16 protein-coding genes are annotated in these 25625 nt (G+C 73.4%); 11 read left to right on the top strand and 5 right to left on the bottom strand.

Going from position 1 to position 25625, the window contains the following annotated elements; all coding sequences use genetic code 11:
• The first annotated feature begins 136 nt into the window (after window positions 1–136).
• Window positions 137–301, top strand: coding sequence for a hypothetical protein (locus AC3ERT_RS08395; RefSeq protein ID WP_435173456.1), 165 nt, complete (start codon window positions 137–139; stop codon window positions 299–301).
• A gap of 35 nt (window positions 302–336) precedes the next feature.
• Window positions 337–909, top strand: a complete 573-nt coding sequence (locus AC3ERT_RS08390) for a DUF309 domain-containing protein (RefSeq protein ID WP_435131133.1) — start codon at window positions 337–339, stop codon at window positions 907–909.
• 31 nt (window positions 910–940) lie between these two features.
• On the opposite strand, the gene AC3ERT_RS08385 is transcribed toward AC3ERT_RS08390, so the two are convergent.
• The 3 genes from AC3ERT_RS08385 to AC3ERT_RS08375 all read right to left on the bottom strand — a co-directional run bounded on the left by AC3ERT_RS08385 (window position 941) and on the right by AC3ERT_RS08375 (window position 5381).
• A complete protein-coding gene (locus tag AC3ERT_RS08385) occupies window positions 941–2872 on the bottom strand; it encodes a DUF2264 domain-containing protein (protein WP_435173454.1) in 1932 nt (643 codons plus the stop codon).
• Window positions 2873–3108: 236 nt separating this feature from the next.
• Entirely contained in the window at window positions 3109–4218 is a 1110-nt protein-coding gene (locus AC3ERT_RS08380; RefSeq protein WP_435131136.1) for a LacI family DNA-binding transcriptional regulator, read from the bottom strand.
• A gap of 92 nt (window positions 4219–4310) precedes the next feature.
• A complete protein-coding gene (locus AC3ERT_RS08375) occupies window positions 4311–5381 on the bottom strand; it encodes a hydroxyacid dehydrogenase (protein WP_435173452.1) in 1071 nt (356 codons plus the stop codon).
• A 304-nt stretch (window positions 5382–5685) separates the two neighbouring features.
• On the opposite strand from AC3ERT_RS08375, the gene AC3ERT_RS08370 reads away from it, so the two are divergent.
• The 7 genes from AC3ERT_RS08370 (at window position 5686) to AC3ERT_RS08340 (ending at window position 15607) form a co-directional block, all read left to right on the top strand.
• Window positions 5686–6678, top strand: coding sequence for an ABC transporter permease (locus AC3ERT_RS08370; protein ID WP_435131139.1), 993 nt, complete (start codon window positions 5686–5688; stop codon window positions 6676–6678).
• 133 nt (window positions 6679–6811) lie between these two features.
• Window positions 6812–7672: a carbohydrate ABC transporter permease gene (locus AC3ERT_RS08365; protein WP_435173556.1), complete on the top strand. Its 861-nt coding sequence runs from the start codon at window positions 6812–6814 to the stop codon at window positions 7670–7672.
• Between the two features lie 77 nt (window positions 7673–7749).
• On the top strand, window positions 7750–9432 hold the full coding sequence (locus AC3ERT_RS08360) for an extracellular solute-binding protein (RefSeq protein WP_335976680.1): 1683 nt from the start codon (window positions 7750–7752) through the stop codon (window positions 9430–9432).
• A complete protein-coding gene (locus tag AC3ERT_RS08355; RefSeq protein ID WP_435131143.1) occupies window positions 9429–10979 on the top strand; it encodes a M1 family metallopeptidase in 1551 nt (516 codons plus the stop codon). The genes AC3ERT_RS08360 and AC3ERT_RS08355 overlap by 4 nt, the downstream gene beginning before the upstream one ends.
• Window positions 10976–13240, top strand: coding sequence for a galactose-binding domain-containing protein (locus AC3ERT_RS08350; RefSeq protein WP_435173450.1), 2265 nt, complete (start codon window positions 10976–10978; stop codon window positions 13238–13240). The genes AC3ERT_RS08355 and AC3ERT_RS08350 overlap by 4 nt, the downstream gene beginning before the upstream one ends.
• A 234-nt stretch (window positions 13241–13474) precedes the next feature.
• Window positions 13475–14677 (top strand): Gfo/Idh/MocA family protein, encoded by a 1203-nt coding sequence (locus AC3ERT_RS08345; protein ID WP_435173448.1) that lies wholly within the window; start codon window positions 13475–13477, stop codon window positions 14675–14677.
• 141 nt (window positions 14678–14818) lie between these two features.
• Window positions 14819–15607 (top strand): hypothetical protein, encoded by a 789-nt coding sequence (locus tag AC3ERT_RS08340; protein ID WP_435131148.1) that lies wholly within the window; start codon window positions 14819–14821, stop codon window positions 15605–15607.
• A gap of 31 nt (window positions 15608–15638) precedes the next feature.
• On the opposite strand, the gene AC3ERT_RS08335 is transcribed toward AC3ERT_RS08340, so the two are convergent.
• Window positions 15639–16166 (bottom strand): NUDIX hydrolase family protein, encoded by a 528-nt coding sequence (locus AC3ERT_RS08335; RefSeq protein WP_335976930.1) that lies wholly within the window; start codon window positions 16164–16166, stop codon window positions 15639–15641.
• An 85-nt stretch (window positions 16167–16251) separates the two neighbouring features.
• Window positions 16252–19395, bottom strand: a complete 3144-nt coding sequence (locus AC3ERT_RS08330; RefSeq protein ID WP_435173446.1) for a glycoside hydrolase family 2 TIM barrel-domain containing protein — start codon at window positions 19393–19395, stop codon at window positions 16252–16254.
• Between the two features lie 578 nt (window positions 19396–19973).
• Here AC3ERT_RS08330 and AC3ERT_RS08325 point away from each other — a divergent pair.
• Both AC3ERT_RS08325 and AC3ERT_RS08320 read left to right on the top strand, forming a co-directional pair.
• A complete protein-coding gene (locus AC3ERT_RS08325; RefSeq protein WP_435173445.1) occupies window positions 19974–22277 on the top strand; it encodes a glutaminase family protein in 2304 nt (767 codons plus the stop codon).
• Complete coding sequence (locus AC3ERT_RS08320) at window positions 22274–25549, top strand: TIM-barrel domain-containing protein (RefSeq protein WP_435131153.1); 3276 nt, start codon at window positions 22274–22276, stop codon at window positions 25547–25549. The genes AC3ERT_RS08325 and AC3ERT_RS08320 overlap by 4 nt, the downstream gene beginning before the upstream one ends.
• The last annotated feature ends 76 nt before the right edge of the window (window positions 25550–25625 follow it).

The raw sequence follows: 25625 nt of genomic DNA, 5'->3' as shown, positions 1-25625 counted from the left end.
GCGGGGCGTCCGGGTTCCGCGCGGCAAGCGGGCCGGCCCCGGCGCGCCGACGCTCACGGCGCGTTGCCACGCCGGCCACGCCGGCATCACCTGCTGGCCACGGCGCCGGGTGCGGGTCCAGGCGACGGGACCAGCGGTGTGGCGGACGACCGCCTCGCTCGCCGCCTACGTCCGCGCCGAGGTGCGCCACCCGATGGCCGACGGCACCCCGGGCCAGGCCAACACCATGGGCGACGCGCTGCTGTTCGGCCCGATGGCGGCCCTGGCCAACCCGGTCCTCCTGGTGGCGGAGGGACGCTGACGCTCGCGCGTGTCGCCGGGCGGCACAATGGGAGCATGAGCGACGCCTCGCAGGACGCGGACCGGCCGGCGCGGCGTCCCGGGCGGGACCGGGACGCCGAGGGCAGGGCCCGCAACAGCCGGCCGCGCGACGGCCTCGGCCGCCCCCTGCCGTACGGCGCCCCGGGCGTGGAACGCCAGCCCGAAGGCATCCGCCGCACACCGCGGCAGACCCTGGACGAGGCCCAACGGCTCCTCGACGACGGAAAACCCTTCCACGCGCACGAGGTGCTGGAGGACATGTGGAAGGCCGCGCCGGAGGGCGAGCGCGGCCTGTGGCGGGCCCTCGCCCAGTTCGCGGTCGGCCTGACCCACGCCGCCCGCGGCAACACCCGCGGCGCCGCGACCCTCCTGGAGCGGGCCGCCCGCGGCCTGGCCCCGTACGGCGACCGCGCCCCGTACGGCATCGACGCGGCCGGACTGGTGCGGTGGGCCGCCGCACAGGGCGCGGCGGTCGAACCCGGAACAGTAACCGCGTACTACGCGGCCGCCGAGGACGGTCCGTCGGGCGTACCCGGCACCACCGCCGGAGCACCCCCGCCGCTGCGTGCCCCGCGATCGGGCCACTGACCGGCGCCGGGCCCTCACGAGCGACCGGTGCTCACGACCGCCGCGGGACCTCCACCGGCGCGGCGCCCGGGAAGACGATCCGGACCCGGTCGCCCTCCACCTCGCAGCCGATCGCCTGCCGCAGCGCCGCCGGGTCCACGGTGTCCTGGGACAGGACGACCAGCGTGACGTGCACGCTCCCGCCCGGCTCCGCGTCCGTCTCCCCGTCCGGCACCGCCCTTTCGGCCTCTCGCGCCGCACGCGTGAGGTACGGCGTGGCCGAGTGGGAGCCGAACGCGTTGGCGGCGACCTCGCGGGCGACCGCGGCCTCCTCGTCCCAGCCGTGGAGGGCGACCACCGCGCTGGTGAGGCCGTCCGCGGTACGGGCCAGCGCCCAGCCGGGACCGGTCTCGACCTGCGGCGGCCGCGCGCCGGCGACCGCGTGACCGCCTTCCCGTACGGCCGCGTGCGGCGCGCCGCCGCCGACCCGGTGCACCCGCACCTCCCACGGGCCGTGCAGCACGCTGGCCGTCTCGACCGGTACCGCCTCGCAGCCCGGGAGTTGGGCGTCGTGGCGGGAGGCGGCGGTGGCGCCCTCGCAGTGCAGCGGATGGATACGTACCCGGCGCGAGGCCGTGCCGTCGGGGGCGAGCAGCGCCAGGTGGCCGTCGACCGTACGTTCCCAGGCGTGCGGCGCCGACTCGGGCGCGGTCGCGGTGGAGTAGCCGAACTTGGCGTAGTGCGGGTCGTCCTGGCCCGGGCCGGCGGGCGGGTTGTGGTCGCTGCCGTGGTTGACCAGCCGGACGATGCCGTCGTGCCGGGTGCCGTGCAGCAGCCAGCCGGGGACCGGCAGCGCCGTGCGCAGGTCGGACTCCTCGACGGGCAGCGGCGCCTCGTGCGCGGTCCACACCGGGTGGTCGGCCGGCAGCAGCAGCCCGAGGAAGCCCTTGCTCGCCCAGTACGGCGAGGCCGGCCCGGAGTACGCCTGGGTGGCGGGCAGGAAGGTGCGGTGCCAGCCGAGGGTGAGCAGCCCGCGCTCGTCCGGCGCGCCGCGCTCCACGAAGTGCCGGACCGCGCCCGACGCCAGCCGCCGGGTGAGCCCGGGGGGAAGCGGCGAGCAGTCCGCGAGCGCGCCCATCCACACCGGCGCGGTCGCCGCGAACCGGTAGGCCAGCGAGCGCCCTTGGTGCACCGGGGCGCCGTCGCCGCCGAAGAAGCGCGGGTAGTCGGTGAGGAAGCGGGCCAGCCGGGCGCGGTACTCCCGGGCCCGTCCGCCGTCCTCCGCGCCCGCGATACGCGCCCACAGCAGCGGGTACAGGTGCAGCGCCCAGCCGCCGTAGTAGTCGAAGTTGCGGCCGTCGCCGTCGGTGTACCAGCCGTCGCCCAGGTACCAGTCCTCGATGCGGTCGAGGCCGCCGTCGATGTCCCGCCGGCTGAAGGGCGCGCCGACCGAGGCGAGGAACTGCTCGGACACGACCTGGAAGAGCCGCCAGTTGTTGTCCCAGGTGCGGGCGCCGACGAAGCCGGAGAACCAGTCGACCACCCGCTGCCGCACGGTGTCGTCCAGCCGGTCCCAGATCCACGGCCGGGTCTCGTGCAGGCCGATGGCGATCGAGGCCGCCTCCACCATCTGCTGCGAGCAGTCGGTCAGGGCCGGCCACGCCTCGCCGGAGCCGGGGTCCACACCGGCCGCCAGTCCCCGCGCGTACCGCTCCACGAGCCGCCCGTCGACCGCGCCGCCCGCGCCGGCGATGCGGAAGGCGGCCAGCAGGAAGGTCCGCGCGTATCCTTCGAGGCCGTCCGAGACCACCCCCGACCAGGAGTTGCGGCCCGGCAGCCGGTACTGCGCGAAGCCCGGGGTGGCGAACGGCACGACGGAGTCCAGCAGATGGTCGGCGAGGGCCTCCCAGTGGGCGCGGGTCCAGCCGGTGCGGGACGAGCGCACCCGGTCGGTCGGCGGGAGTCGGAGGTACGGAGCGGGCATGCGGAGGTCCTGCCTTCCTGCGTACGGTGCCGGGGGTGGGGAGGGGCGGGGTGTGGCGCGGGGATCGCGCGGGTGCGCCGGCGGTGAGCGGTCCGGGGGGTAAACGGTTGCTGTGTGCGGTGGCCGGGCTCGGTGGCCGGGCGGGTCCGGTGGCCGGGCGGGTGATTCGACGGCCGGGCGGGCTGGGTGGTCGGGCGGGCCAGGTGATCCGCCGGGGGGAGCGGGGCCCCGCCTGCTCAGCCCCGGCGGGCCCGGCTGCCGCCGCCGGGCGGCGCCACCGAGTCGCGGACCACGATGTGCGTGCCGAGCCGCACGGACCCGCTCGGCTGCGCCCGCCAGTCGTCGCCGTCGCCGTCGGCGTCGGCGAGGGCCAGCCGCACCGCCTGCCGCCCCATCTCCTCCAGCGGCACGTGCACGGTGGTCAGGCGGGGGCGCAGTTCCTGGGCGACGGGGATGTCGTCGTAGCCGACCAGCGAGACGTCCTTCGGCACCCGCACGCCCGCTTCCTCCATGGCCTGCGCGGCGCCCGCGGCCACGATGTCGTTGGCCGCGAAGACGGCGGTGAACTCCGGCCCGTCGTCGAGCAGTTCGGCCATCCGGCGGTAGCCGAAGGAGCGGCTGAAGGGCCCGTGCTGGACCAGGGCGGGGTCCGCGGCCAGGCCCCGGGCCTTCAGCGCGCGGCGGTGGCCGGCCAGCCGGTCGCGGCTGGTGGACAGCCGCGGCGGGCCGCCGAGGTAGACGATCCGGCGGTGGCCCTGGGCGAGCAGGTGGTCGGTGACGGCGAACGCGCCGCCCTCGTTGTCGTACTCGACCTGGGCGGTGGGCGCGTCCCCGCCGATGCCCGGCCGCCCGCACAGCACCAGTCTGCTGCCGTCGGCGTGCAACGCGTGGGCCCGCTGCTCCAGTTCGGCCACGTAGGCGCGGTCCTGGACGCTGCCGCCGACCAGGATCACCGCGTCCGCGCGGCGCTGGTGGAGCAGTTCGATGAAGGCGAGTTCGCGCTGCGGGTCGCCCTGGGTGCAGCAGACCAGGCACAGCCGGCCGCCGCCGGTGGCCTCCCGCTCCACGCCGCGCGCGATGTAGGCGTAGAACGGGTCGATCACTTCGTTGACGACGATGCCGACGGTGCGGGCCGACACCCCGGCGAGCGCGCGGGCGTGCGCGTTGACGACGTAGCCCAGTTCGCGCATGGACGCCTCGACGCGCTCCCGGGTGGCCGCGGCCACCGGGTAGTTGCCGTTCATGACCCGTGACACGGTGGCCGTGGAGACACCGGCGTGCCGTGCCACGTCGGTGACGGTCGCGCGCCGTGGCGCGTCCTGGGGTGTCGTTCCTGCCCGACGCATCGTGCCGCCCTCTGCCCGCTGTCTGGTTCCACTGAGCCTATGGTCTGGGCGGGCGCCGTCGTGCCACCTCGCGCCAACCGGGTCGGCCGCCGTCATGCCAGATACTCCCAACTGGTCTGCCGCACCTGGTGCGCGAACGGCTCGCGCCGCGCGTAGCGGGCCACCTCCTCGACGGCCAGCGCCCCCAGCCGGGCCGCCTCGTTGCCCTGGGCGCCGGCCAGGTGGGGGGTGATGAAGACGTTCGGCAGGGTCCACAACGGGTGCTGCGCGGGGAGCGGTTCGGGCTCGGTGACGTCGAGCATCGCGTCCAGCCGGTTGCTGACCAGGTGTTCGGTGAGCGCCTCGATGTCGACCAGGGCGCCGCGCGCGGTGTTCACCAGCAAGGTGCCCGGCCGCATCAGGGCCAGCCGCCGGGCGTCGATCAGGTGGTGGGTCTCGGGGGTCTGGGGGGCGTGCACGGTCACCACGTCGCTGGTGGCCACCAGGGTGTCCAGGTCGGTGCGCCGCGCCCCGAGCCCCTCCGCCTCGCCGTCGCTCATGTAGGGGTCGTAGAGCAGCACTTGGGCGTCGAGGGTGCGCAGCACCAACTCGGTCACCCGGCGGCCGGTGCGGGAGGCGCCGATCACCCCCACGGTCAGCCCGTGGGTGCCGAGCCAGTGCTGGCGGCGCAGGTCGGCCGCGGTGCGGTGGGTGCGGCGGTGCTGGAAGAGCCGGGCGAGCGGCATGACCCGCTTGGCGCCCATGATGATCGCCGCGAGGGTGAACTCGGCGACCGGTACGGCGTTGGCGGCCGCGGCCGAGGAGACGACGATGCCGCGGTCGAAGACCTCCGGGGACAGGAAGGTGCGCACCGTGCCCGCGGCGTGCACCACCGCGCGCAGCCGGGGCGCGCGCGCCAGCACCGCCGCGTCCACCGGGGGGCAGCCCCAGCCGGTCACCAGCACCTCGACGTCGGCGAGTTCGGCCGCGGCGGGGCCGGCCGAGAAGTCGTCCACCGGGTGCGCCAGGCGCAGGTCGGCGACCTGCGCCAGGCGGCGCCTGACGTCCGGCGGGAAGACCTCGTCGACCTGGCCGGGGTTCATCGTGATCAGCGCGCGCGGCCGCCTCGGTGGACCGTCGGCGTCCGCTGCGGGACCAGTCGACGCCTCATCGATGCTACGCACCCTGCCTCCGGACAGTAAACGTGTACTACGGACAGGAGGCACGCTAGGCACTCGCCGGGGCGGCCGTCAAGAAACCGGTCGGCGCCCAACCATGCGGTGCGCGGCCACACATGGCATCTGACCACGGGTTTTCCGGTGGCGGGCATCGACGGTCGGAACGCCAGGAAACACAGACGTTTCATGAAGACTATTGACGCTCGACGTAATCGCTTACTACGTTCTCGCAGCAGAACCGGACCGATCACACACCCGGCGCGGCCCAGGGCGACTCCTGCGCCACCTCGTCGAACAGGAACCCCGTCGTATGGCTGACACCGCAACAGGCCCCCCGATGAACGCCCGGCGCAAGCCCGCCGGGCCCGCCGCCCCGCCGGTGCACAAGCTGTCGCTGTGGCAGCGGCTCAAGCGGGACAAGGTGATGCTGCTGCTCACCCTGCCGGGCCTGCTGTACTTCGTGGTCTTCCACTACGTCCCGTTGCTCGGCTACGTCGTGGCGTTCCAGCACTACGAGCCCTACCTCGGCTACATGCACAGCACCTGGACGGGGCTGGCGAACTTCTCGGACGCCTTCTCCCAGCCGGCGTTCTGGTCCGCGACCCGCAACACCGTGGAGATCGCGGTCGTCCAGCTGGTGTTCTTCTTCCCGGTGCCGATCGCCCTGGCACTGCTGCTGAACAGCGTGCTGAGCAGCAAGGTCCGCCGGTTCGTGCAGAGCGTGGTCTACCTGCCGCACTTCATCGGCTGGATCATCATCGTCTCGATCTTCCAGCAGGTGCTCGGCGGCGCCGGGTTGCTGCCCCACCTGCTCGGCAAGGTCGGGCTGCCGCGCTACGACATGATGTCCGACCCGCACGCCTTCCCGTGGCTGCTGACCCTGGAGTCCATCTGGAAGGACGCCGGCTGGGGCACCATCATCATCCTCGCCGCGCTGCTGAGCATCGACCGCGGGCTGTACGAGTCCGCGGCCATCGACGGCGCGGGCCCCTGGCGGCGGCTGTGGCACGTCACGCTGCCGGGCATCTCGCCGGTGATCGTGCTGCTGCTGATCCTCAACCTCGGCAACCTGCTCTCCGTCGGGTTCGAGCAGGTCCTGCTCCAGCGCGACGCGGTCGGGCCGGACGCCGGCGAGGTCCTGGACACCTACGTCTACTACCACGGCATCCAGGACAACGACTGGGGCGTCGCCGCCGCGGTCGGCCTGGTCAAGGCCGTCGTCGGCACCGTGCTGGTGGTCGGCGCCAACAAGTTCGCCCACCGGCTGGGCCACGAGGGGGTGTACCGCGGTGCTGACCGCTGAGACAGCCGACACCACGCGATCCGCGGGCGCGCGGGCGCGGTCCGCCGCGTCCGACGGCGGGGCCCGGGCCTTCCTCGCGGCCCGCCGCGCCGCCCGCCGCCGGGCCGGCGCGCCCGAGGGCCGGCCGCCGTGGATGGAGCGGCCCAGCCTGCTTGGACGCTGGGGCAAGGCCGTCATCCTGGTCCTGGTGGTGGCCGCCGTCGCCTATCCGATGATCGGCATCATCGCGACGAGCTTCGCCTCCCAGTCCGACATCATCAAGAACTCCGGCCTGGTGCTGTGGCCCGCGCACCCCACCCTCGCCGCCTACCGCACCGTCTTCACCGGCGGCGTGGTGCTGCGCGCGCTGTTCGTCAGCATCGGCGTCACCGCTGTCGGCACCCTCGTCAGCCTGCTGTTCACCATCGGCATGGCCTACGGGCTGTCCCGGCGCGAGGTGACCGGCTCCCGCTTCATCCTGATGACCGCACTGGTCACGATGCTCTTCAACGCCGGCATCATCCCGAACTTCCTGCTGGTCAAGAACCTCGGCCTGTACAACACGTACGCGTCGCTGGTCATGCCGACGCTGATGAGCGCCTTCAACCTCGTGGTGCTGCGGGCGTTCTTCATGAACCTGCCGACCGAACTGCTCGACGCGGCCCGCATCGACGGCGCCGGCGACCTGCGCATCCTGGTCAGCATCGTGCTCCCGCTGTCCAAGGCGGTCATCGCCGTCGTCAGCCTCTTCTACGCGGTGACGTACTGGAACGCCTTCTTCAACGCGCTGCTCTACCTCGACGACTCCGCGAAGTGGCCGCTGCCGATGGTGCTGCGCAGCTATGTGCTCCAAGGCCAGAGCCTCAGCGGCGCCGCGACCGGCGAGACGGTCGCGCCCCAGGAGGCCGTGCAGATGGCGGTGCTCGTCATCGCCGTGGTGCCGATCCTGCTCGTCTACCCCTTCCTCCAGCGCTACTTCACCAAGGGCGTGCTCACCGGCGCCGTCAAGGGCTGAGTCCCCCCGCTCGTCCCCCCGCTCGTCCGCCCGCACCCTCCCGCAAGCACCCCGCCCCACTCCTGGCAAGGAGAGACATGTCCCGTTCCGCCCTTCCCTCCCTCAGCCGCAGATCGCTGCTGCGCTCGGCCATCGGCGTCGGCGTGGGCCTGACCGCGTCCCCCGTGCTCAGCGCCTGCGGCGACGGCGGAAGCACCGCGAAGGCGTCCGCGAAGGCCGCGGACCTGCTGCCGGCCACCACCGTCCGCGACATCGGCGTCAAGGCCGACCTGCCGGGCACCGCGGCGGGCGTCCCGCAGGGCTTCTTCCGCTACCCCGCCACCCCGCTGCGCGCCACCAAGGGCACCCCGCTGGCGGGCGCGCAGCCGGTGCGGGCCACCTCCGAGACGTTCATGCCGCCGCCGCCCGGCCGCGGCAAGAACGCGGCCTGGCAGGCGATCGAGAAGCTGCTCGGCGGCCAGGTCGAGGTCACCGCGGTGCCCAGCGACGACTACCCCACCAAGTTCTCCACCATGGTGGCCGGCGGCAGCCTGCCCGACATCTTCGAGTACCCGGAGACCGGCGGCGTCGACGACAAGGCCGCCTTCCTCGCCGCCACCTGCGCGGACCTCACCCCGTACCTGGCCGGCGCCAAGGTCAGCGCCTACCCGAACCTCGCGGCGATCCCCAAGGCGGCCTGGCAGGGCGCCGTCTTCGGCGGCCGGCTGTACGGCGTGCCGATCTCCCGGATGGGCACCGGCGGCGCCGGCTTCTACCGGCACGACCTGTTCGCCGAGGTCGGCGTCACCGACCCGCGCGAGATCGCCGACACCGACGCGTTCGTGAAGCTGTGCAAGGAGCTGACCCGGCCGTCGAAGGACCAGTACGCCATCATGGCCGGCGCGGGCAACCTGGTGGCGATGAGCACCGGCTCCCCCATGTCCTGGCGGATGGACGCCAGGACCGGGAAGTTCACCCACCAGCTGGAGACGGACGAGTTCCGCACGGCGATCGAGGTGCAGCGCACGCTGTACAAGGCGGGCTGCTACTACCCGGGGTCGATCGGCATGTCGGGGTCCCAGAAGGCCAAGTACACCGACCTGTTCAAGAATGGCAAGGCCGCCTACGTCTACGACGGCATGCCGGCGTACCTGACCCCCAGCACCGGCTACGTCGACGCCATGAAGGCCGTCGACAAGAGCTTCGACCCGCGGCCCATGGTGCCGTTCGGCAAGAGCGCGGTCAGCTGGATGGACAACGTCTCGCTCCAGAACGTGCACCTGAAGAAGGCGTCCGGGCAGCGGGTGAAGCAGCTGCTGGCATTCGCCGACTTCGCCGCATCGCCGTTCGGCAGCGTGGAGTACACCCTCATCAACTACGGCGTGGAGGGCACCGACTTCACCCGGGACGCAGGCGGCAACCCGGTGCTCACCACGAAGGGCAGCGCCGACATCGCCGTGCCGTGGAAGTTCTTCGGCTCCGCGGTGCCGGCGGTCTTCAGCGCGACCTCCGAGGCGGGCGTGCGCTACTCCCACGACGCGTACACCGTGCTCGTGCCGATGATGATCCCCGACCCCACCCTCGGCTACTCCTCGCCGACCTGGGACTCCAAGGGCGCGGGCAGCCTCAACACGCTGCTCGGCGACGGCACCAAGGACCTCATCACCGGGCGCAAGCCGATGTCCTGGTACAGCGAGCTGACGAAGAACTACCTCGCCGCGGGCGGCGAGAAGGCCCGCACCGAGTTCGAGGAAGCCGCGCAGAAGGGGAGCGCGAAGTGACCCTGCCGCCCGCCCTGCCGGCTGAGCCCGCCCTGCCCGCCGAGCCGTCCGTACCCGCCGAGCCGTCCGTACCCGCCGCGCCCGCACGCCGGACCGTGCTGCGCGCCGGGGCCACCGCCGCGGCCGCCACCGCCGCGGCCGCCGTGGCCGGCACCGCCCCCGCCTCCGCGGCCGCCCGCGGCTTCGACCCGCGGCCCGGCGCGGCCGGCGCCGGCGACCCGCTCTTCCCCACCCTCGGCAACGGCGGCTACCAGGTCACGCACTACGACCTGACCTTCGACTTCACCCCCGTCGACTACGACTACACCGGCGTGGTCGCGATCCGGGCCCGCGCCACCCAGGACCTCTCGGCGTTCAACCTCGACACCGACGGGCACACCATCGACCAGGTCACCGTGGACGGGAAAGCCGCCGCATGGGCGCTCTCGCTCGGCCAGAGCGGCCAGGAGCTGACCGTCACCCCCGCCCGCCCGCTGCACGACCGGGCGGCCTTCACCGTCGAGGTCCACTACCACGGCAACGGCAAGGACCCCCGGTCCGGGCTGTCCGGCTGGGTGTTCGGCGCCGACGGCGGCTTCGCCTGCGCCGCCCAGGCCTCGCGCGCCGACACCTTCTTCCCCTGCAACGACACCCCCTCCGACAAGGCCGAGTGGACCTTCCACCTCAGCGCCCCCGAGGGCTACGTGGCCGCCGCCAACGGCGAACTGCTGCACACCACCCCCCGGGCCGACGGCTCGGCCGTCTGGCACTTCGCGCTGCGCGAGCCGATGCCCACCGAGCTGTGCGGGATCGCCGTCGTCAAGGGCACCTACCTGTACGGCGCGAGCCACACCGGGCTGCCGCTGCGCCATGTCGTCCCGCAGGGCCAGGAGGACACCTACGCCCCGATCGTGGCCCGCACCGCGGACCATCTCGCCTGGCTGGAGGCGAAGTTCGGCCGCTACCCGTTCTCGGTGTACGGCCTGCACATCTACGGCGGCTACACCGACGCCCTGGAGAACCAGACGCTGAGCCTGTTCGGCACCAACTGGTTCAAGCCCACCGCCTCCGGCAACCCCACGTGGGAGAACACCATGGTGCACGAGCTGACCCACCAGTGGTGGGGCGACTCGGTCACCCCCAGCAACTGGCAGCAGGCGTGGCTCAACGAGGGCCCCGCCACCTACTACGCCGCCCTGTACAGCGAGGAGCAGGGCTGGTCGGTGCTGGCCGACAAGATGCGGCAGACCTACGGCCTGCTGGACGCCGTACGCGCCGCCGACGGCCCGCCCGGGCTGCCGAAGGGGCTGGGCGGCACCAACATCTACGACGGCGGCGCGCTGGTGCTGTACGCGCTGCGGATGCGGGCCGGCCAGCAGCGGTTCGACCGGATCATGCGGCTGTGGCCGGAGCGCTTCAAGAACGCCAACGCCTCCAGCGAGGACTTCATCCGGCACGCCGTGCAGGTCACCGGGGACCCCTCGCTCGACCCCTTCCTGCGCGACTGGCTCTTCGGCGCCGTCAACCCGCCGATGCCCGGGCACCCCGACTGGAGCGTGAACGCGTGAAGCGGACCGCCGGCGCCGTACTCGCCGCAGCCACCACCGCCCTTGCCGCCCTCCTGCTGCCCGCCGGCGCCGCAGGTGCCGCCGCGCCCGGCGCGTCCGCGCCGTCCCCCGCCCCGGCGGTCTACCACGTCGCGCCCACCGGCAGCGGCGACACCTGCGACCTCGCGCACCCCTGCTCCCTGGACGGCGCGCGCGCCAAGGTCCGCGCCGCCGTCGCCGGCGGCATGACCCGCGACGTACGGGTCGAACTGCGCGACGGCAACTACCCGTTGACCGCACCGCTGACGCTCGGCGCGGCCGACTCCGGCCGGGACGGGCACACCGTGACCTGGGCCGCCGCGCCCGGCGCCCACCCCGTGCTGACCGGCGGCCGCACCCTGACCGGCTGGACGCACCACACCGACGGCACCTGGACCGCGCCCGTGCCCGCCGGGGTGACCCCGCGCCAGCTCTTCGTCGACGGCGAGCGGGCGACACCCGCGCGGGGCGCCGCGTGCGCCGCGAGCGTCTGCCACGCGACGAAGGACGGCCTGACCGGCGCCGTCGCGAGCGGCATCGCCGGATCGGCCCGCCCGACCGACGTGACCGCCGTCATCAAGGTCCGCTGGCGGAACTACCAGTGCCGCGTCACCGGCGTCAGCGGCGACGAGATGACCCTCGCCCAGCCCTGCTGGGCGGACTCCTCCAGCGGCACCGGCCGCACCGGGCCCTCCTGGGACACCACCACGGTCGACTCCACCCGCTACACCGGCGTCGCCTGGTTCCAGAACGCGCCCGAACTGCTCGACACCCCCGGCGAGTTCACCTGGAACTCCGCCGACCGCACCGTCACCTACCTACCGCGGCCCGGCCAGGACATGCGCCGCGCCCAGGCCGTCACCCCCGCCACCGAGCAGCTGGTCGTCCTCGACCACGCCCACGACCTCGACCTGACCGGCCTCGGCTTCGCCTACGCCGCCTACCACCAGCCCGACACCGGCGACGGCTACGCCGGCACCCAGGCCGGCCTCACCCTCACCGGCGCGAGCGGCCCCGCCGACCAGTCCGGCCGCTACTACACCAAGCCGGCCGGCGCGCTCACCGTCGACGGCGGCCGCCGGATACACGTTCAGGACGCCGACTTCACCCACCTCGGCGGCGCCGGAGCCGTACTCCAGGACGGCACCCAGGACTCCGCCGTCACCCACTCCACCTTCACCGACCTGTCCTCCGGCGCCCTCTACGTCGGCGACACCGACCCGGACCCCGCCCCGGAGCTGGCCGGCCGGGACAACACCGTCGCCTACGACACGATCGACCACGCCGGGGCCGAGTACACCGACGCCGCCGGGATCTGGGCCGGCTACGAAGCCGGCCTGACCGTCGACCACAACACGCTGGAGCACCTGCCGTACTCCGGCATCTCCGTCGGATGGGGCTGGGACCAGCCCGGCGCGCAGACGTCCGTCCTGCGCGACAACCGCGTCACCGGCAACCGGATCACCGACGTCATGGCGGTCGCCGGCGGCCAGCACGACGGCGGCGCGATCTACACCCAGGGCGACCAGCCCGGCACGGTCATCTCCGGCAACTACGTCAACCGCTCCGCGTACGGCAACACCGAGCGCGACGGCAACGGCATCTACCTGGACGAGCAGTCCTCCCACATCACCGTCACCGGCAACGTCCTGACCCGCCTGGGCTACAAGTGGATCTCCAACTGGGCGGACTACGGCATCGACAACACCGCCACCGGCAACTGGACCGACACCGACGCCCCGGCCCTGGCCGGCACCGGCTCGGTGGCGACCGGCAACCACACCCGGCTCGACACCCTGCCCGCGCAGGCCGTGGCGATCGCCGCCCGGGCCGGCGCCGATGGCCCGCACGTCGAACCGCTCAGCGCCGACCTGGCCCGCGGCAGCACCGCCGGCCAGTCCACCACCGACGGCACCGCCAGCGCCGCGAACGCCGTCGACGGCGACACCACCACCGACGCGCTCACCCTCGCCGGGCCCGGCGCCTGGTGGCAGACCGACCTCGGCGCGGTCCGGTCCGTCGACCGGATCGAGATCTGGAACGACGCCACCATGGCCACCGCCGACGCTGACATCGAGATCAGCGCCACCCCCGACTTCGCCCACGCCACCACGGTGCACCTCGGCGGCACCGCACTGCGCCCCACCACCGTGGACCACCTGCACGCCCGCGGCCGCTACGTGCGGATCACCGCCACCACCGCCGGGCGGATCGGCCTCGCCGAGGTACGCGTCCACTCCTGACCGCCGGCCCCTACCGCGCACCGCCCCGCTGACCGCCTGACCGCCTGACCGTTTGACCGCCTGACCGTTTGACCGCCCGACCCGCCGACCGCCGCGGCCGGTCCGGACCCGGCCGCGACCCGGCCCACCTCGTCCGCACCGGCCGCGGCACCCACCCCGGGCGCCGCCCGGCGCCCGCACCCGCACTCGTGCCGTCGCTTCGCGCGGCACCCGCCCGTAAGGACTGATACCCGCGTGACCACCACGGATCTGGCCCTCGGCGTCCTCGGCTACGGCCTGCGGGGCTCGCTGGCCCGCACCGCGCACCGCCCCGGCAACGGCGCACGCGTCACACTGCTGGCCGACCCGGACCCGGCAGCGCGCGAGAAGGCGGCCACCGACCTGCCGGGCGTGCGGACCGTCGCCGACCACCGCAACGTCGTCGCCGACCGGAGCATCGACGCCGTCCTGGTGCTGACCCCCGACCACACCCACGCCGAACTCGCCTGCCAGGCGCTGCGGGCCGGCACCCCGGTCTTCCTGGAGAAGCCGCTGGAGATCACCGTCGAGGCGTGCGACACCATCCTGCGCACCGCGTACGAGACCGGCACCCCCCTCTACGTCGGCCACAACATGCGCCACATGCCGGTGGTCCGGCTGATGCGGGACATCGTGGCGCGCGGCGAGATCGGCGCCGTCAAGGCGGTATGGGTCCGGCACTTCGTCGGATACGGCGGCGACTGGTACTTCAAGGACTGGCACGCCGAACGCCGCCACACCACCGGCCTGCTGCTCCAGAAGGCCGCCCACGACCTCGACGTCCTGCACTGGATCGCCGGCGGCTACACCCGCACCGTCCAGGCGCTCGGCGACCTCATGGTGTACGGCGGCAACCCGCACCGCCGCGCGCCGGGCGAGCCCAAGACCGCCGACTGGTACACCCGCGACGGCCACTGGCCGCCGAGCACCCAGCGCGACCTCAACCCCGTCATCGACGTCGAGGACGTCTCGCTGGTCAACATGCGCCTGGACAACGGGGTACTGGCCGCCTACCAGCAGTGCCACTTCACCCCCGACTACTGGCGCAACTACACCGTTATCGGCGACGCCGGGCGGCTGGAGAACTTCGGCGACGGGCCCGGCGCGGTGGTGAAGGTCTGGAACTCGCGCCGCTCCGGCTACCGGGCCGACGCCGACGCCGAACACGCCGTGCCGGACGCCCAGGACGAGGGCGGCCACGGCGGCGCCGACCCGCTGCTGATCGATGAGTTCGTCCGCTTCGTGCGCGACGGCGGCCGCACCGATACCTCGCCGGTGGCCGCCCGGATGGCGGTCGCCGCGGGCGTGCGCGCCACCGAGTCGCTGCGCGACGGCGGCCGCCCCCGCGACGTACCTCCCCTCGACCCGGACCTGGCCGCCTACTTCGACCGCGGCCAGACCGCCCGGACCCGCAACTGACCGGCCCCCGTCCGTCCGGCCCCCCTACCGCCCGGCCCCCCGACCGCCCGGGCCCGCAACCGTCCGGGTCCCAACCGACCGGCGCGCACCACCCGTTCCACCGCACCGCAGCCATGCACCGCCCCCACGAACGGAGATGACATGCGACCCACCTCACTCCTCGGCCGCCGCCCCCGCCGCGCACTGCTGCGCTCGGCCACCGTCGCCGGCGCCGCCGCGCTGCTGGGCGTCGCCATGACCGGGCAGTCGTGGGCCTCGACGCCCACCTCCACCTGGAGCACGGGCGCACCGACCCCGGTCAGCCGGCTCACGCTGCCGATGTCCTTCGAGTCCGCGCCCGCCGCCGGCGGCATCTACTTCGCCTACTACACGACGCTGGAGAGCGGCACCCGCCCCTACGCTGGCTTCCAGCCGAAGGAGGCGGACGCCGACGGGAACCCCACCCTCCAGGCGGTGTTCAGCTCCTTCAACGCCGCGGCCACCACCACCGACGCCAACTGCTCCTACGGCGCCGACGGCGGTGCGGGGGTGAGCTGCGCGGCGCGCTTCGCCTACACCAAGGGCCGCACCTACGCGCTGGTGCTCCAGTTGGCGAGCGTCACCGGCGACACCCAGCTGATGACCGGGGACGTGGTGGACGAGGCGACCGGCGCGACGGTGACGCACATCGGCAGCTTCAGCCTGCCGTCGGCGTCGGGCCGGTTCAAGGCGGCCGACAGCGGCTTCATCGAGCCCTACCTGACCGCCGGGTGCGGCCAGCAGGTCACCGTGACCTACGGGGCCCCGGTCGGGACGGAGGACGGGACCGACTACACCGGCGGTCTGCCGACGGTCACCGACCCGTCCTCCGGCAGTTGCCTGAGCACCACGTCCACCACCACCGCCGAGGGCCGCCAGGTCACGGTGACCGGCGACTCCTACACCGGGTAGCGCGCCCCCGGCCCGGACCGGCCGGGGACCGTCAGGCCAGGCGGCCCACGTGGGCCAGGGCCTGCTTGAGGAGGATGCCGCGGCCGCCCGGCATCTCCTCCTGGAGCTGCGGCGAGGACGCCTCCTCGGGGGTGAACCAGACCAGGTCCAGCGCGTCCTGCCGCGGCCGGCAGTCCCCGGCCACCGGCACCACGTACGCGAGCGAGACCGCGTGCTGCCGCGGGTCGTGGTAGGACGTGACGCCCTCGGTCGGGAAGAACTCCGCGACGGTGAACGGCTGGAGCGAGGCCGGCACCCGCGGCAGCGCCACCGGCCCGAGGTCCTTCTCCAGGTGCCGCACCAGCGCGTCGCGGACCCGCTCGTGGTGCAGCACCCGGCCGGAGACCAGGCTGCGGCTGACCGTGCCGTCCGGTCCGATGCGCAGCAGCAGCCCGATGTGGGTGACTTCTCCGTTGTCGTCGACCCGCACCGGTACGGCGTCGACGTAGAGGATCGGCATACGAGCGCGGGTCAGCTCCAGGTCCTCGGGAGCCAGCCAGCCGGGCGTGGTGTCGGTCATGTCAGCCATTGCGTGATCGTACGTGGAGGGGCGCGCTCTCCACTATGACCTTCGGAACTCCGCCCCCCGGCTCCGGGCGCGCACGCTACCCCCGGCTGCACACGCCGAGGACGGTGAAGTGGACCGCGCTGATCCGCAGGGCGCCTGCGGGCGTGCCGGGGGCGGAGCTGGTCATGTCCAGGCGCAGGGCGGCGGTGCGGACGGGGGCGAAGGCGATGATCGTGGGCTCGTCGCTGGCGGTGGCCCAGGTGACGACCTGGCCTTGGACCGGCGTCCAGCGGTCGTCGATCCAGGCGGACAGGGTGACCTCGGCGGGCAGTGCGTGGGTGTCGTCCACGGTGAAGCGGACGGAGACGCTGTCGAAGGTGCGGGGATTGCGCAGCCGTATCGAGTACCAGTCCGCGCGGCGGGCGCCGTCGAAGGCGGGCAGCAGGCCGGTCGCGGCCTTGGTGAAGGCGTTGGACCAGCCGGTGGCGGGATCGTCGTCGTGGATCGCCTGGGGGGTGCTGGCGGGCGAACCGGAGAAGCTGGCGTCGGCGATCGGGTAGGCGGGCTCGCCCGGGCCGGGGTCGGGGGCGAAGACGGCCGGGGGCGTGGTGGCGACCGGGCCGGTGGCGGGGGTGGTGGGGATCGAGGCGGTGCCGTCGCGTAGCCCGGGGGCGCTCGCGGTCACCGTCAGCGGCCCGGAGGCGGTGCCGGAGCGGACCACGGCCAGCGCCTTGCCGTGGAAGGCGGTGCGGGTGGTGGCCTGGTAGCGCTCGGCGTTGTCCTGCTGGCCGTTGTCCAGGCCGGCCAGCGATCCGCCGGTGACGGCGAAGGTGAGCAGGTGGCCGGCGTCGGGCACCAGGACGCCGGACGCGTCGACCACGTCGGCGGTGACGTGGACCAGGCTGTCGCCGTCGGCGGTGACGGTGGCGCGGTCCGGGGTGAGCCGGATCGCGTGCGGCGCGCCCGCGGTGTGCAGCACGTCGGTGGCGACCACCTCGCCGTCGCGCAGGGCGAGCGCCGTCAGCTCGCCGGGCTCGAAGGGCACCCGCCAGGTCAGGTGGAGCTTGCCGGCGCTGCCGCCGGGGCTGGTGTAACTGCCCGGGTAGGGGCCGGTGGTGACCGTCTTGTCGTCGCCGGTCGGCTCGGTGGTCTCCAGGTAGTCGCGGCCGTCCGCGGTCTTCTTGGCGTCGAACCGGCGCACCCCCAGCGAGCGGCCGTTCAGGCGCAGTTCGACGGTGTCCACGGTGGAGTACGCCCACACCTCGACGGTCTCGCCCGGCTCGTGGCCGGTCCAGTCCATCGGCACCAGGTGCACCATCGGCTCGGTGGTCCACTGGCTGCGGAAGAGGTGGTACATGTCCTTCGGGAAGCCGGCGGTGTCGGCCGCGCCGAAGAACGACGCCTTCACCGGGAACACCTTGTAGGGCGTGGGCTCGCCGATGTAGTCGATGCCCGACCAGAGGAACTGCCCGGCGAAGAAGCGCCGGTCGCGGTCCTTCTTCAGGGCGTACTCGCCGCTCATCGTCCAGCGGGCGAGGTTGTTGTCGTACGAGGAGGTGGCGCGGCGGCCGGGGGTGTGGTTCTCGCCGGTGTTCAGGGCCTGCGGGTCCTGGTAGGTGCCGCGGCTGGCGGTGGCCGAGGAGGACTCGGACTCGAAGAGGAACAGGTGCGGGTGGCGGGCGTGCAGCTCGTCCACGGTGGCGGCGCTGTTGTAGTTCAGGCCCAGGCCGTCGAGCTTGGCCAGCAGCAGGTCGGCGGGGGAGCCGGCCGGCGGCAGCTGCTGGTACTTGTCGGAGCCGACCACCACCGGGCGGGTGGTGTCGTGGGCGCGGACGGCGGCGATCAGGCCGTCGGCCATGGCCAGCCCCGCGGTCTCGGTGGTGTCGGGCACCTCGTTGCCGATCGACCACATCAGCACGGCGGGGGAGTTGCGGGCCGCGCGGACCATCTCCGCGATGTCGCCGACGTGGTGCTCGTCGAAGAACCGGCCGTAGTCGTAGGCGCACTTGGCGGTGCGCCAGCAGTCGAACGCCTCGATCACCAGCAGCAGGCCCAGTTCCTCGCAGATCCGGATCAGCACCGGCGCGGGCGGGTTGTGGGCGGTGCGCACGGCGTTGGCGCCCATGGACTTCATCAGGGTCAACTGCCGCCGGATCGCGTCGTGGTGGACGGCGGCGCCCAGCGCGCCCTGGTCGTGGTGGAGATTGACGCCCTTGAGCTTGGTGTGCACGCCGTTGACCGACAGGCCGCGATCGGGGTCGAGGGTGAAGTGGCGTACGCCGAAGGGGGTGGTGACGGTGTCCACCACCGCGTCCCCCACCAGGACCTCGGTCGTGAGGGTGTAGCGGTGCGCGGGCGTGTCCGGCGACCACAACTCGGGCTGTTCCAGCCGCAGTTCGGCGGTGGCCGGCTGGGGCTGCGCGGAAGCGGCCAGCGGGAGGGGCGTCGCGGACCGTGCCACCTGGCGGCCGTGCCGGTCCCGTACGGTGCCGAGCACGGTGGCGGCGACCGCGCCGCCGGTGGTGTTGACCACCTCGACCCGGGCGTGCACGGCGGCGTGGGCGGTGCCGTGCGCCGGGTCGAGGGTGGTGGCGAGGCCGGGCGTGGTGATCTGGACGCCGTGCCGGGCGACGTGCACCGGGTCGGTGAGGACCAGCCGCACATGGCGGAAGATGCCGCTGCCGGAGTACCAGCGGCTGCTGGGCAGTTGGTTGCGGACGGTGACCGCGATGACGTTGGCGGTGCGGCCGTCGGTGTGCAGCAGGCCGGTGAGGTCGTAGGCGAACCCGGTGTAGCCGTAAGGGTGGTTGCCGAGCAGCGTGCCGTTGCAGTAGACGTCGCTGTCCATGTGGACGCCGTCGAACTCGATGCCCACCCGGCGGCCTGCGGCGGCCGCGGGCAGCGCGAACGCCGTGCGGTACCAGCCGAGTCCGCCGGGGAGGTAGCCGCCGCCGCTGGTGGTGTGGTGGTCGGTGGTCGGGGTCTGCTCGATGCTCCAGTCGTGCGGCACCCGCACCGCCCGCCACCCGGAGTCGTCGTACTGCGGCGTCGCGGCGTCCGCGTAGGCGCCGGCGGGGTCGGTGACGTCGCACAGGTCCACCAGCGCGAAGCGCCAGCCGTCGGCGAGTTCCACGGTCCTGGGCAGGGCGGCTTCGTCGGCGGCGCCTGCCAGAGCGGGCGGGACGGCGGCAGCGGCGGCGGACGCCCCGGCGGTCGGGTGTGATGTGCGGTCGGCCGCCATGGCGGGACCCCTCTCGTGGACGCGTGCGGCCGGCACCCGCCGGGAGGTGCCACACCTCACCAGGACTGAACAGAACCGACCACGAACCTACGGATTCTCCCACTGCCGGGCCGCCGCCGGTCAAGGGGCGTGCCGGCGATTCCCGGGCCGGGGAGCGCAGGTCGGACCCGGTGCGGCGGGTCTGCGACGGGTCTTTACATCGATGTAAGGAATCCGCCCGCACGCCTCAAGATCGGACACCGCCCGGCTGCTCCCGGGCGACCCCCGCCACCCCCTCCCGCGTGTCGTCCGCGCCGCTCGACGGCGCCCTCAAACCTGCCGCCGGGTCAGGATTTCCCCTTGTCGGCGCGGTCGCACGCACGGTGGCGGCGGGACGCGAAACACGGCGGAAACCCGTCGAGTTCGAGGGATGGACATGACATGCGGGCTGTGCTGTCATCATCCTGCCCTCTTTACATCGTTGTAGGAATCTCCACGGCGGACCCTCCGCCACCCCCCGCTCCGGCCTGCCGCCGCACCGGCCGGAGCGCCTGCCCCTGCCATCCCGCTCCGCACCGGAGCGGTCCCGGGAGGAATAGATGACCCACAGGAACAACGACGTCCCGCCATCCGCGGCCGGAGCGGACGGCGTGCAGCCGGCCGCCGCGGCCGGGCCCGAGCCGGGGATGAGCCGGCGCGGCCTGATCCGCTGGACCGGAGCGGCCGGCGTCGTCGGGATCGGTGCGGCGAGCGCCGGCATGCTGCCGGGCGCGGTCAGCGCCGCGCAGGCCGCGCCCGCGCCCGCGGCGGCGGCCGCGGCCGGCGCCACGGCGGACAGCGGCGCGCACGGCTCGGCCGTGAGCACCGTGACCACCGTCTTCGACCCGATCCGCCCGCCGTCGGTGCCGCTGGCGGTGCGCTCGCCGTACCTGAGCGCCTGGCTGCCGGCGAGCAGCCCGGTCGGCACCTGGCCGACGTTCTGGACCGGCCGCACCATGGCGATGGTCGGCATCGCCCAGATCGACGGGGTGCCGTTCCTCTTCCTCGGCGCGCCCAACATCAGCGGGCAGGTGCTGCGCGGCATGGCGCAGCGCTCGCTGACCACCACCGCGACCCGCTCGGTGTTCCTCTTCGAGGCGGCCGGGGTGGAGCTGACGGTGACCTTCCTGTCCCCGGTGGAGCCCGGCGACCTGCGCCGCCAGTCGGTGCCGCTGACGTACGTCACCGCCGACGTGCGCAGCGCGGACGGCGCCGCCCACGACGTGAAGCTGTACTTCGACATCTCCGGGGAGTGGGCGCACAACGACTCCGGCACGAAGATCGGCTGGTCCGCGGAGCAGGTCGCCGGCGCCGGCGGCGGCTCGCTCACCTCGCTGTCCTTCAGCCCCGACGGCACCAAGTCGCTGGCGGAGAACGGCGACATGGCGACCTGGGGCACCGTGGTGTGGAGCGCCACCAACCGCGCCGGGCTGACCTGGCAGATCGGCGCCGACACCGCGGTGCGGCCGGCCGCGCTCACCGACGGCAAGCTCGACGGCTCCACCGACAGCCGCCAGCCGCGCGCGATCAACGACGCCTGGCCCGTCTTCGCCTTCCACTTCGACCTCGGCAGCGTGCACGGCGCCGCGCAGCACACGGTGCTGTCCCTCGGCCATGTGCGCGAGCCCGCGGTGAGCTACCTCGGCACGCCGCTGCCGCCGCTGTGGAAGTCGTACTGGTCCACCTGGCAGCAGATGGCGGCGTTCTTCCACGGCGACCTCACCACCGCCGCCGCCCGCACCGCCGCGCTGGACCGCAAGGTGCGGCAGGAGGCCACGGCGGCCGGCGGCGCGAAGTACGCGGCGCTGTGCGCGCTGGCGCTGCGGCAGGCGTACGGCGCCACCGAACTGGTCAGCAAGGACGGCAAGCCCTGGGCTCTGCTGAAGGAGATCTCCTCCGACGGCAACGTCTCCTCGATCGACGTCACCTACCCCACGGTCCCGGTCTTCGCCTGGGCCGACCCGGCCTATCTGGGACTGCTGCTGGCGCCGATGCTGGAGTACGCCGAACACGGCGGCTGGCCCAAGGAGTTCGCCGAGCACGACATCGGCTCCTCCTACCCCAACGCCAGCGGCCACAACGACGGCAACGAGGAGGACATGCCCGTCGAGGAGTCGGCGAACATGCTGCTGATGTCGGCCGCGTACCTCAAGGGCGCCTCCGCCGCCGACGCGAAGTCCTTCGCCACCGGCCACTACGCGATCCTCAAGCAGTGGGCGGACTACCTCGTCGACAACGCCCTCGACCCCGGCTACCAGAACCAGACCGACGACTTCACCGGGTTCATCGGGCACAGCGCCAACCTCGCGCTGAAGGGCATCCTCGCGCTCGGCGCGATGAGCCAGGTCGCCGCCGCGGCCGGCAACGCCGCCGACCGCACCCGCTACCTCGGCGTCGCCAAGGACTACATCGGCCAGTGGGTCGGCAAGGCGCAGGACACGGGCGGGGACACGAGCGGGGACTCCGGCGGGGACCACCTCAAGCTCGCCTACGACCAGCCGGGCACCTGGAGCCTGAAGTACAACGGCTACCCCGACGCGCTGCTGGGCCTGGGGCTGGTCCCGAAGTCGGTCGCCGCCGACGAGGCGGCCTGGTACCTCACCCAGGTCAACCAGCACGGCATCCCGCTGGACAACCGGCACGCCTACACCAAGGCCGACTGGGAGATGTGGACCGCGGCCTGGCTGCGCGACCACCCGGTCAGCGGCTACCTCATCGACTCCCTCTACGAGTTCGTCCACACCACCCCGACCCGGGTGCCGTTCACCGACTGGTACGACACGGTCAACGACCGGCAGAGCGGCGGCTTCCAGGCCCGCCCGGTGGTCGGCGGCATCTTCGCCCTGCTGAGCGTGGCCCGATGAGCGCCGCACAGGCCCGCCGCCGGACCCGGACCCCGCGGCGGCGGCTGGCGGTGGTGGCCGCCGCGGCCACCGTGGCGACGGTGCTGACCGGCACCGGACAGGCGGCGTCCGCGCACAGCAGCGCCCGCCCGCACATCCCGACGGTCACCGCGGGCGACGCCCGCTTCGAGGTGCTCTCGCCCACCCTGATCCGCACCGAGTACGCCGGGGACGGCCAGTTCACCGACAGCCCGACCTTCAACGCGATCGGCCGGGACTCCTTCACCAGCACGCCCTACACCTCCTCCACCGCCGGCGGCTGGCTCACCGTCAAGACCAGCAAGGTGACGCTGCGCTACAAGCTGGACTCCGGCGCCTTCACCGCGCAGAACCTGACGGTGCAGCAGAACGCCGGCAGCGCCGCGGTCACCGCCGCCCCGTGGAACGGCCTGACCTGCGCCGTCGGCGAGCTGTGCGAGGCGGAGAGCCTCACCGCCTCCGGCGTGGGCACCGCGAGCGACCACACCGGGGCCACCGGCACCGGCTTCCTCGCCGGCTTCGAGGCCACCGGCAACGCGGTCACCGCCGACGTGGACGCCACCTCGGCGGGCAGCTACGAGTTCGACGCCCGCTACGCCAACGCCGTCGGCGGCGACGGCAAGGACGTCACCCGCACCCTGTCGGTCTCGGTGGACGGCGGCGCCGCGAAGACCGTCAGCATGCCGGTCACCGCCGACTGGGACACCTGGGCCGTCGCCAAGGTGCCGCTGACGCTGACCGCCGGGCACCACACGGTCACCCTGGCGCACACCGCGGCCGACACCGGCCACGTCAACCTCGACAGCATCGCGGTCGTCACGCCCGGCGCGTCCTACCCCCAGGCGTCGACCACCGCGATCCTCGACTGCCCCTTCGGCACCAGCTGCGAGTCCGAGGCGGGCCGCACCACCGGCAACGCGAAGACCGCCACCGACCACAAGGGCTACTCCGGCGCCGGCTTCGTCGCGGAACTCAACCAGGGCACGTCCCTGACCCACCGGATCGTCGGGGTGCCCGCCGACGGCACCTACCTGCTGCGGCTGCGCTACGCCAACGGCACCGGCGGCGACGGCCTGCACCAGACCCGCACCATGACGGTCACGGCCGGCGGCGCCACCAGCACCCTCAGCCTGCCGGCCACCACCGACTGGGACACCTGGAGCACCGCGTCGGTCCCCGTCGCGCTGAGCGCGGGCACCGACACGATCACCCTCGGCTGCCCCGACGCGACCAGCTGCCACGTCAACGCCGACACCGTCTCCGTCGCCGACCAGAGCGCGGCCGCCCCGCAGCCGCACATCTCCCTGGGCGGCTACCGCCGCGGCCTGGACGGCGTCAACGGCGACAACGGCGACCCGGCCACCACGCCCGGCCTGCTCTACCGGGACGGCTGGTACCTGCTCGACGACACCACCTCGGCGCTGTACTCCACCGCCACCGGCACCACCTCGCCGCGCCCCGGCCACAACGGCACGCCCTACCAGGACGGCTACCTCTTCGGCTACGGGCACGACTACCAGCAGGCCCTGGGGGACCTGGCCACGCTCACCGGCCCCTCCGAGCTGCTGCCCGAGTGGGCCTACGGCGTCTGGTACTCCGAGTACCTCGACCGCACCGCGGCCGACTACGAGAACACCGTCCTGCCCGACTTCCGGTCCGAGAACGTGCCGCTGGACGTGCTGGTCACCGACACCGACTTCAAGTCGCCCGCCACCTGGGACGGCTGGGAGATGGACCCGTCGAAGTTCCCCGACGAGAAGGCGTTCTTCGACTGGGCGCAGAGCCAGGGCCTGCACAACACCCTGAACATCCACCCGAGCATCATCAGCACCGACCCGCAGTTCGCGCAGGCCGAGGCCACCGCGAAGAACAAGCTCGCCAAGGCCGGCTGCGACGGCGACGTGTGCACGTACACCTTCGACTTCGGCGACCCCGACCAGCTGAAGGCGTACCTGGACCTGCACCAGACGATGGAGAGCGACGGCGCCGACTTCTGGTGGCTCGACTGGTGCTGCGACAACTCGCAGTCCACGCTGGCCGGGGTCACCCCCGACGCCTGGATCAACCAGCAGTACGCCACCGACGCGGACAAGACCGTCGGCCGCGGGTTCGTGCTCTCCCGGGCCTTCGGGTCGCTCCAGTCCGGCGGCTACAGCAGCCCGACCGGCCTGCCGACCGGGCCCTGGGCGGACAAGCGCACCACCGTCCACTTCACCGGTGACACCTCCTCCAGCTGGGGCACCCTGAAGTACGAGGTCGGCTACACCCCGGGCGAGTCCGCGGCCACCGGGCTGTCCGCGGTCAGCCACGACATCGGCGGCTTCAACGACACCACCGGCCTGAAGGGCGCCGAGACGTACACCGACGGCGGCACGCAGAAGAGCACCACCAAGCTGCCCGACGACCTGTACGCGCGCTGGGTCCAGCTCGGCACCTTCCAGCCGATCGACCGGCTGCACGGCAACCACAGCGACCGGCTGCCCTGGCAGTACGGCACCGCGGCCCGTACCAGCGCCGACAAGTTCCTCAACCTGCGCGAGGACCTGCTGCCGTACACCTACACCCTCGCCCAGCAGGCCAACGCCACCGGCATCCCGGTGGTGCGGCCGATGTACCTCCAGTACCCGGAGGAGGACAGCGCCTACACCACGGCCGACAGCGAGTACATGTACGGCTCCGACGTGCTGGTCGCGCCCGTCACCACGCCCGGCACCACCGCCACCACCTCGGTGTGGCTGCCGCCGGGCACCACCTGGACCGACTACTTCACCGGGAAGACCTACCCCGGCGGCACCACGCAGACCGTCACCACCGGGCTCGACACGATGCCGGTGTTCGTCAAGGCCGGCGCGGTCGTGCCCACCAGGACCGACCACGTCGCCGACGACGCGAACAACCCGCTGAAGAAGGTCACGCTCACCGTCACCACCGGCGCCTCCGGCGCGTTCACCCTCTACGAGGACGACGGCACCTCCGCGGTGCCGGCCCGCTCGGCGACCACCGCCGTGCACTACACCGAGAGCAAGGGCGCCCACACCCTGCGGATCGGCGCCGCCCGCGGCAGCTTCCACGGCCAGGTCACCAGCCGGCAGTGGACGGTCGCCTTCCGCGGGGTCGACACCGCGAGCGCGGTCTCCGCGTCCGGCACCCGGCTGCCCAGGACCGCCTGGCACCTCGATGCGGCCAGCCACACCCTGACCGTCACGCTCCCGGCCCGCAGCGTCCGCAACGGCACCACCGTCACCTTCCACTAGGCAACGCCCCACCAGGAAGCAGGAAGCGAAAAGGCCCCGGGGGGGGGGGGGGGGGGGGGGGGGGGGGGGGGGGGGG

Source organism: Actinacidiphila sp. bgisy145 (assembly GCF_057708125.1).
This window is presented reverse-complemented; position numbering and strand designations above follow the sequence as displayed.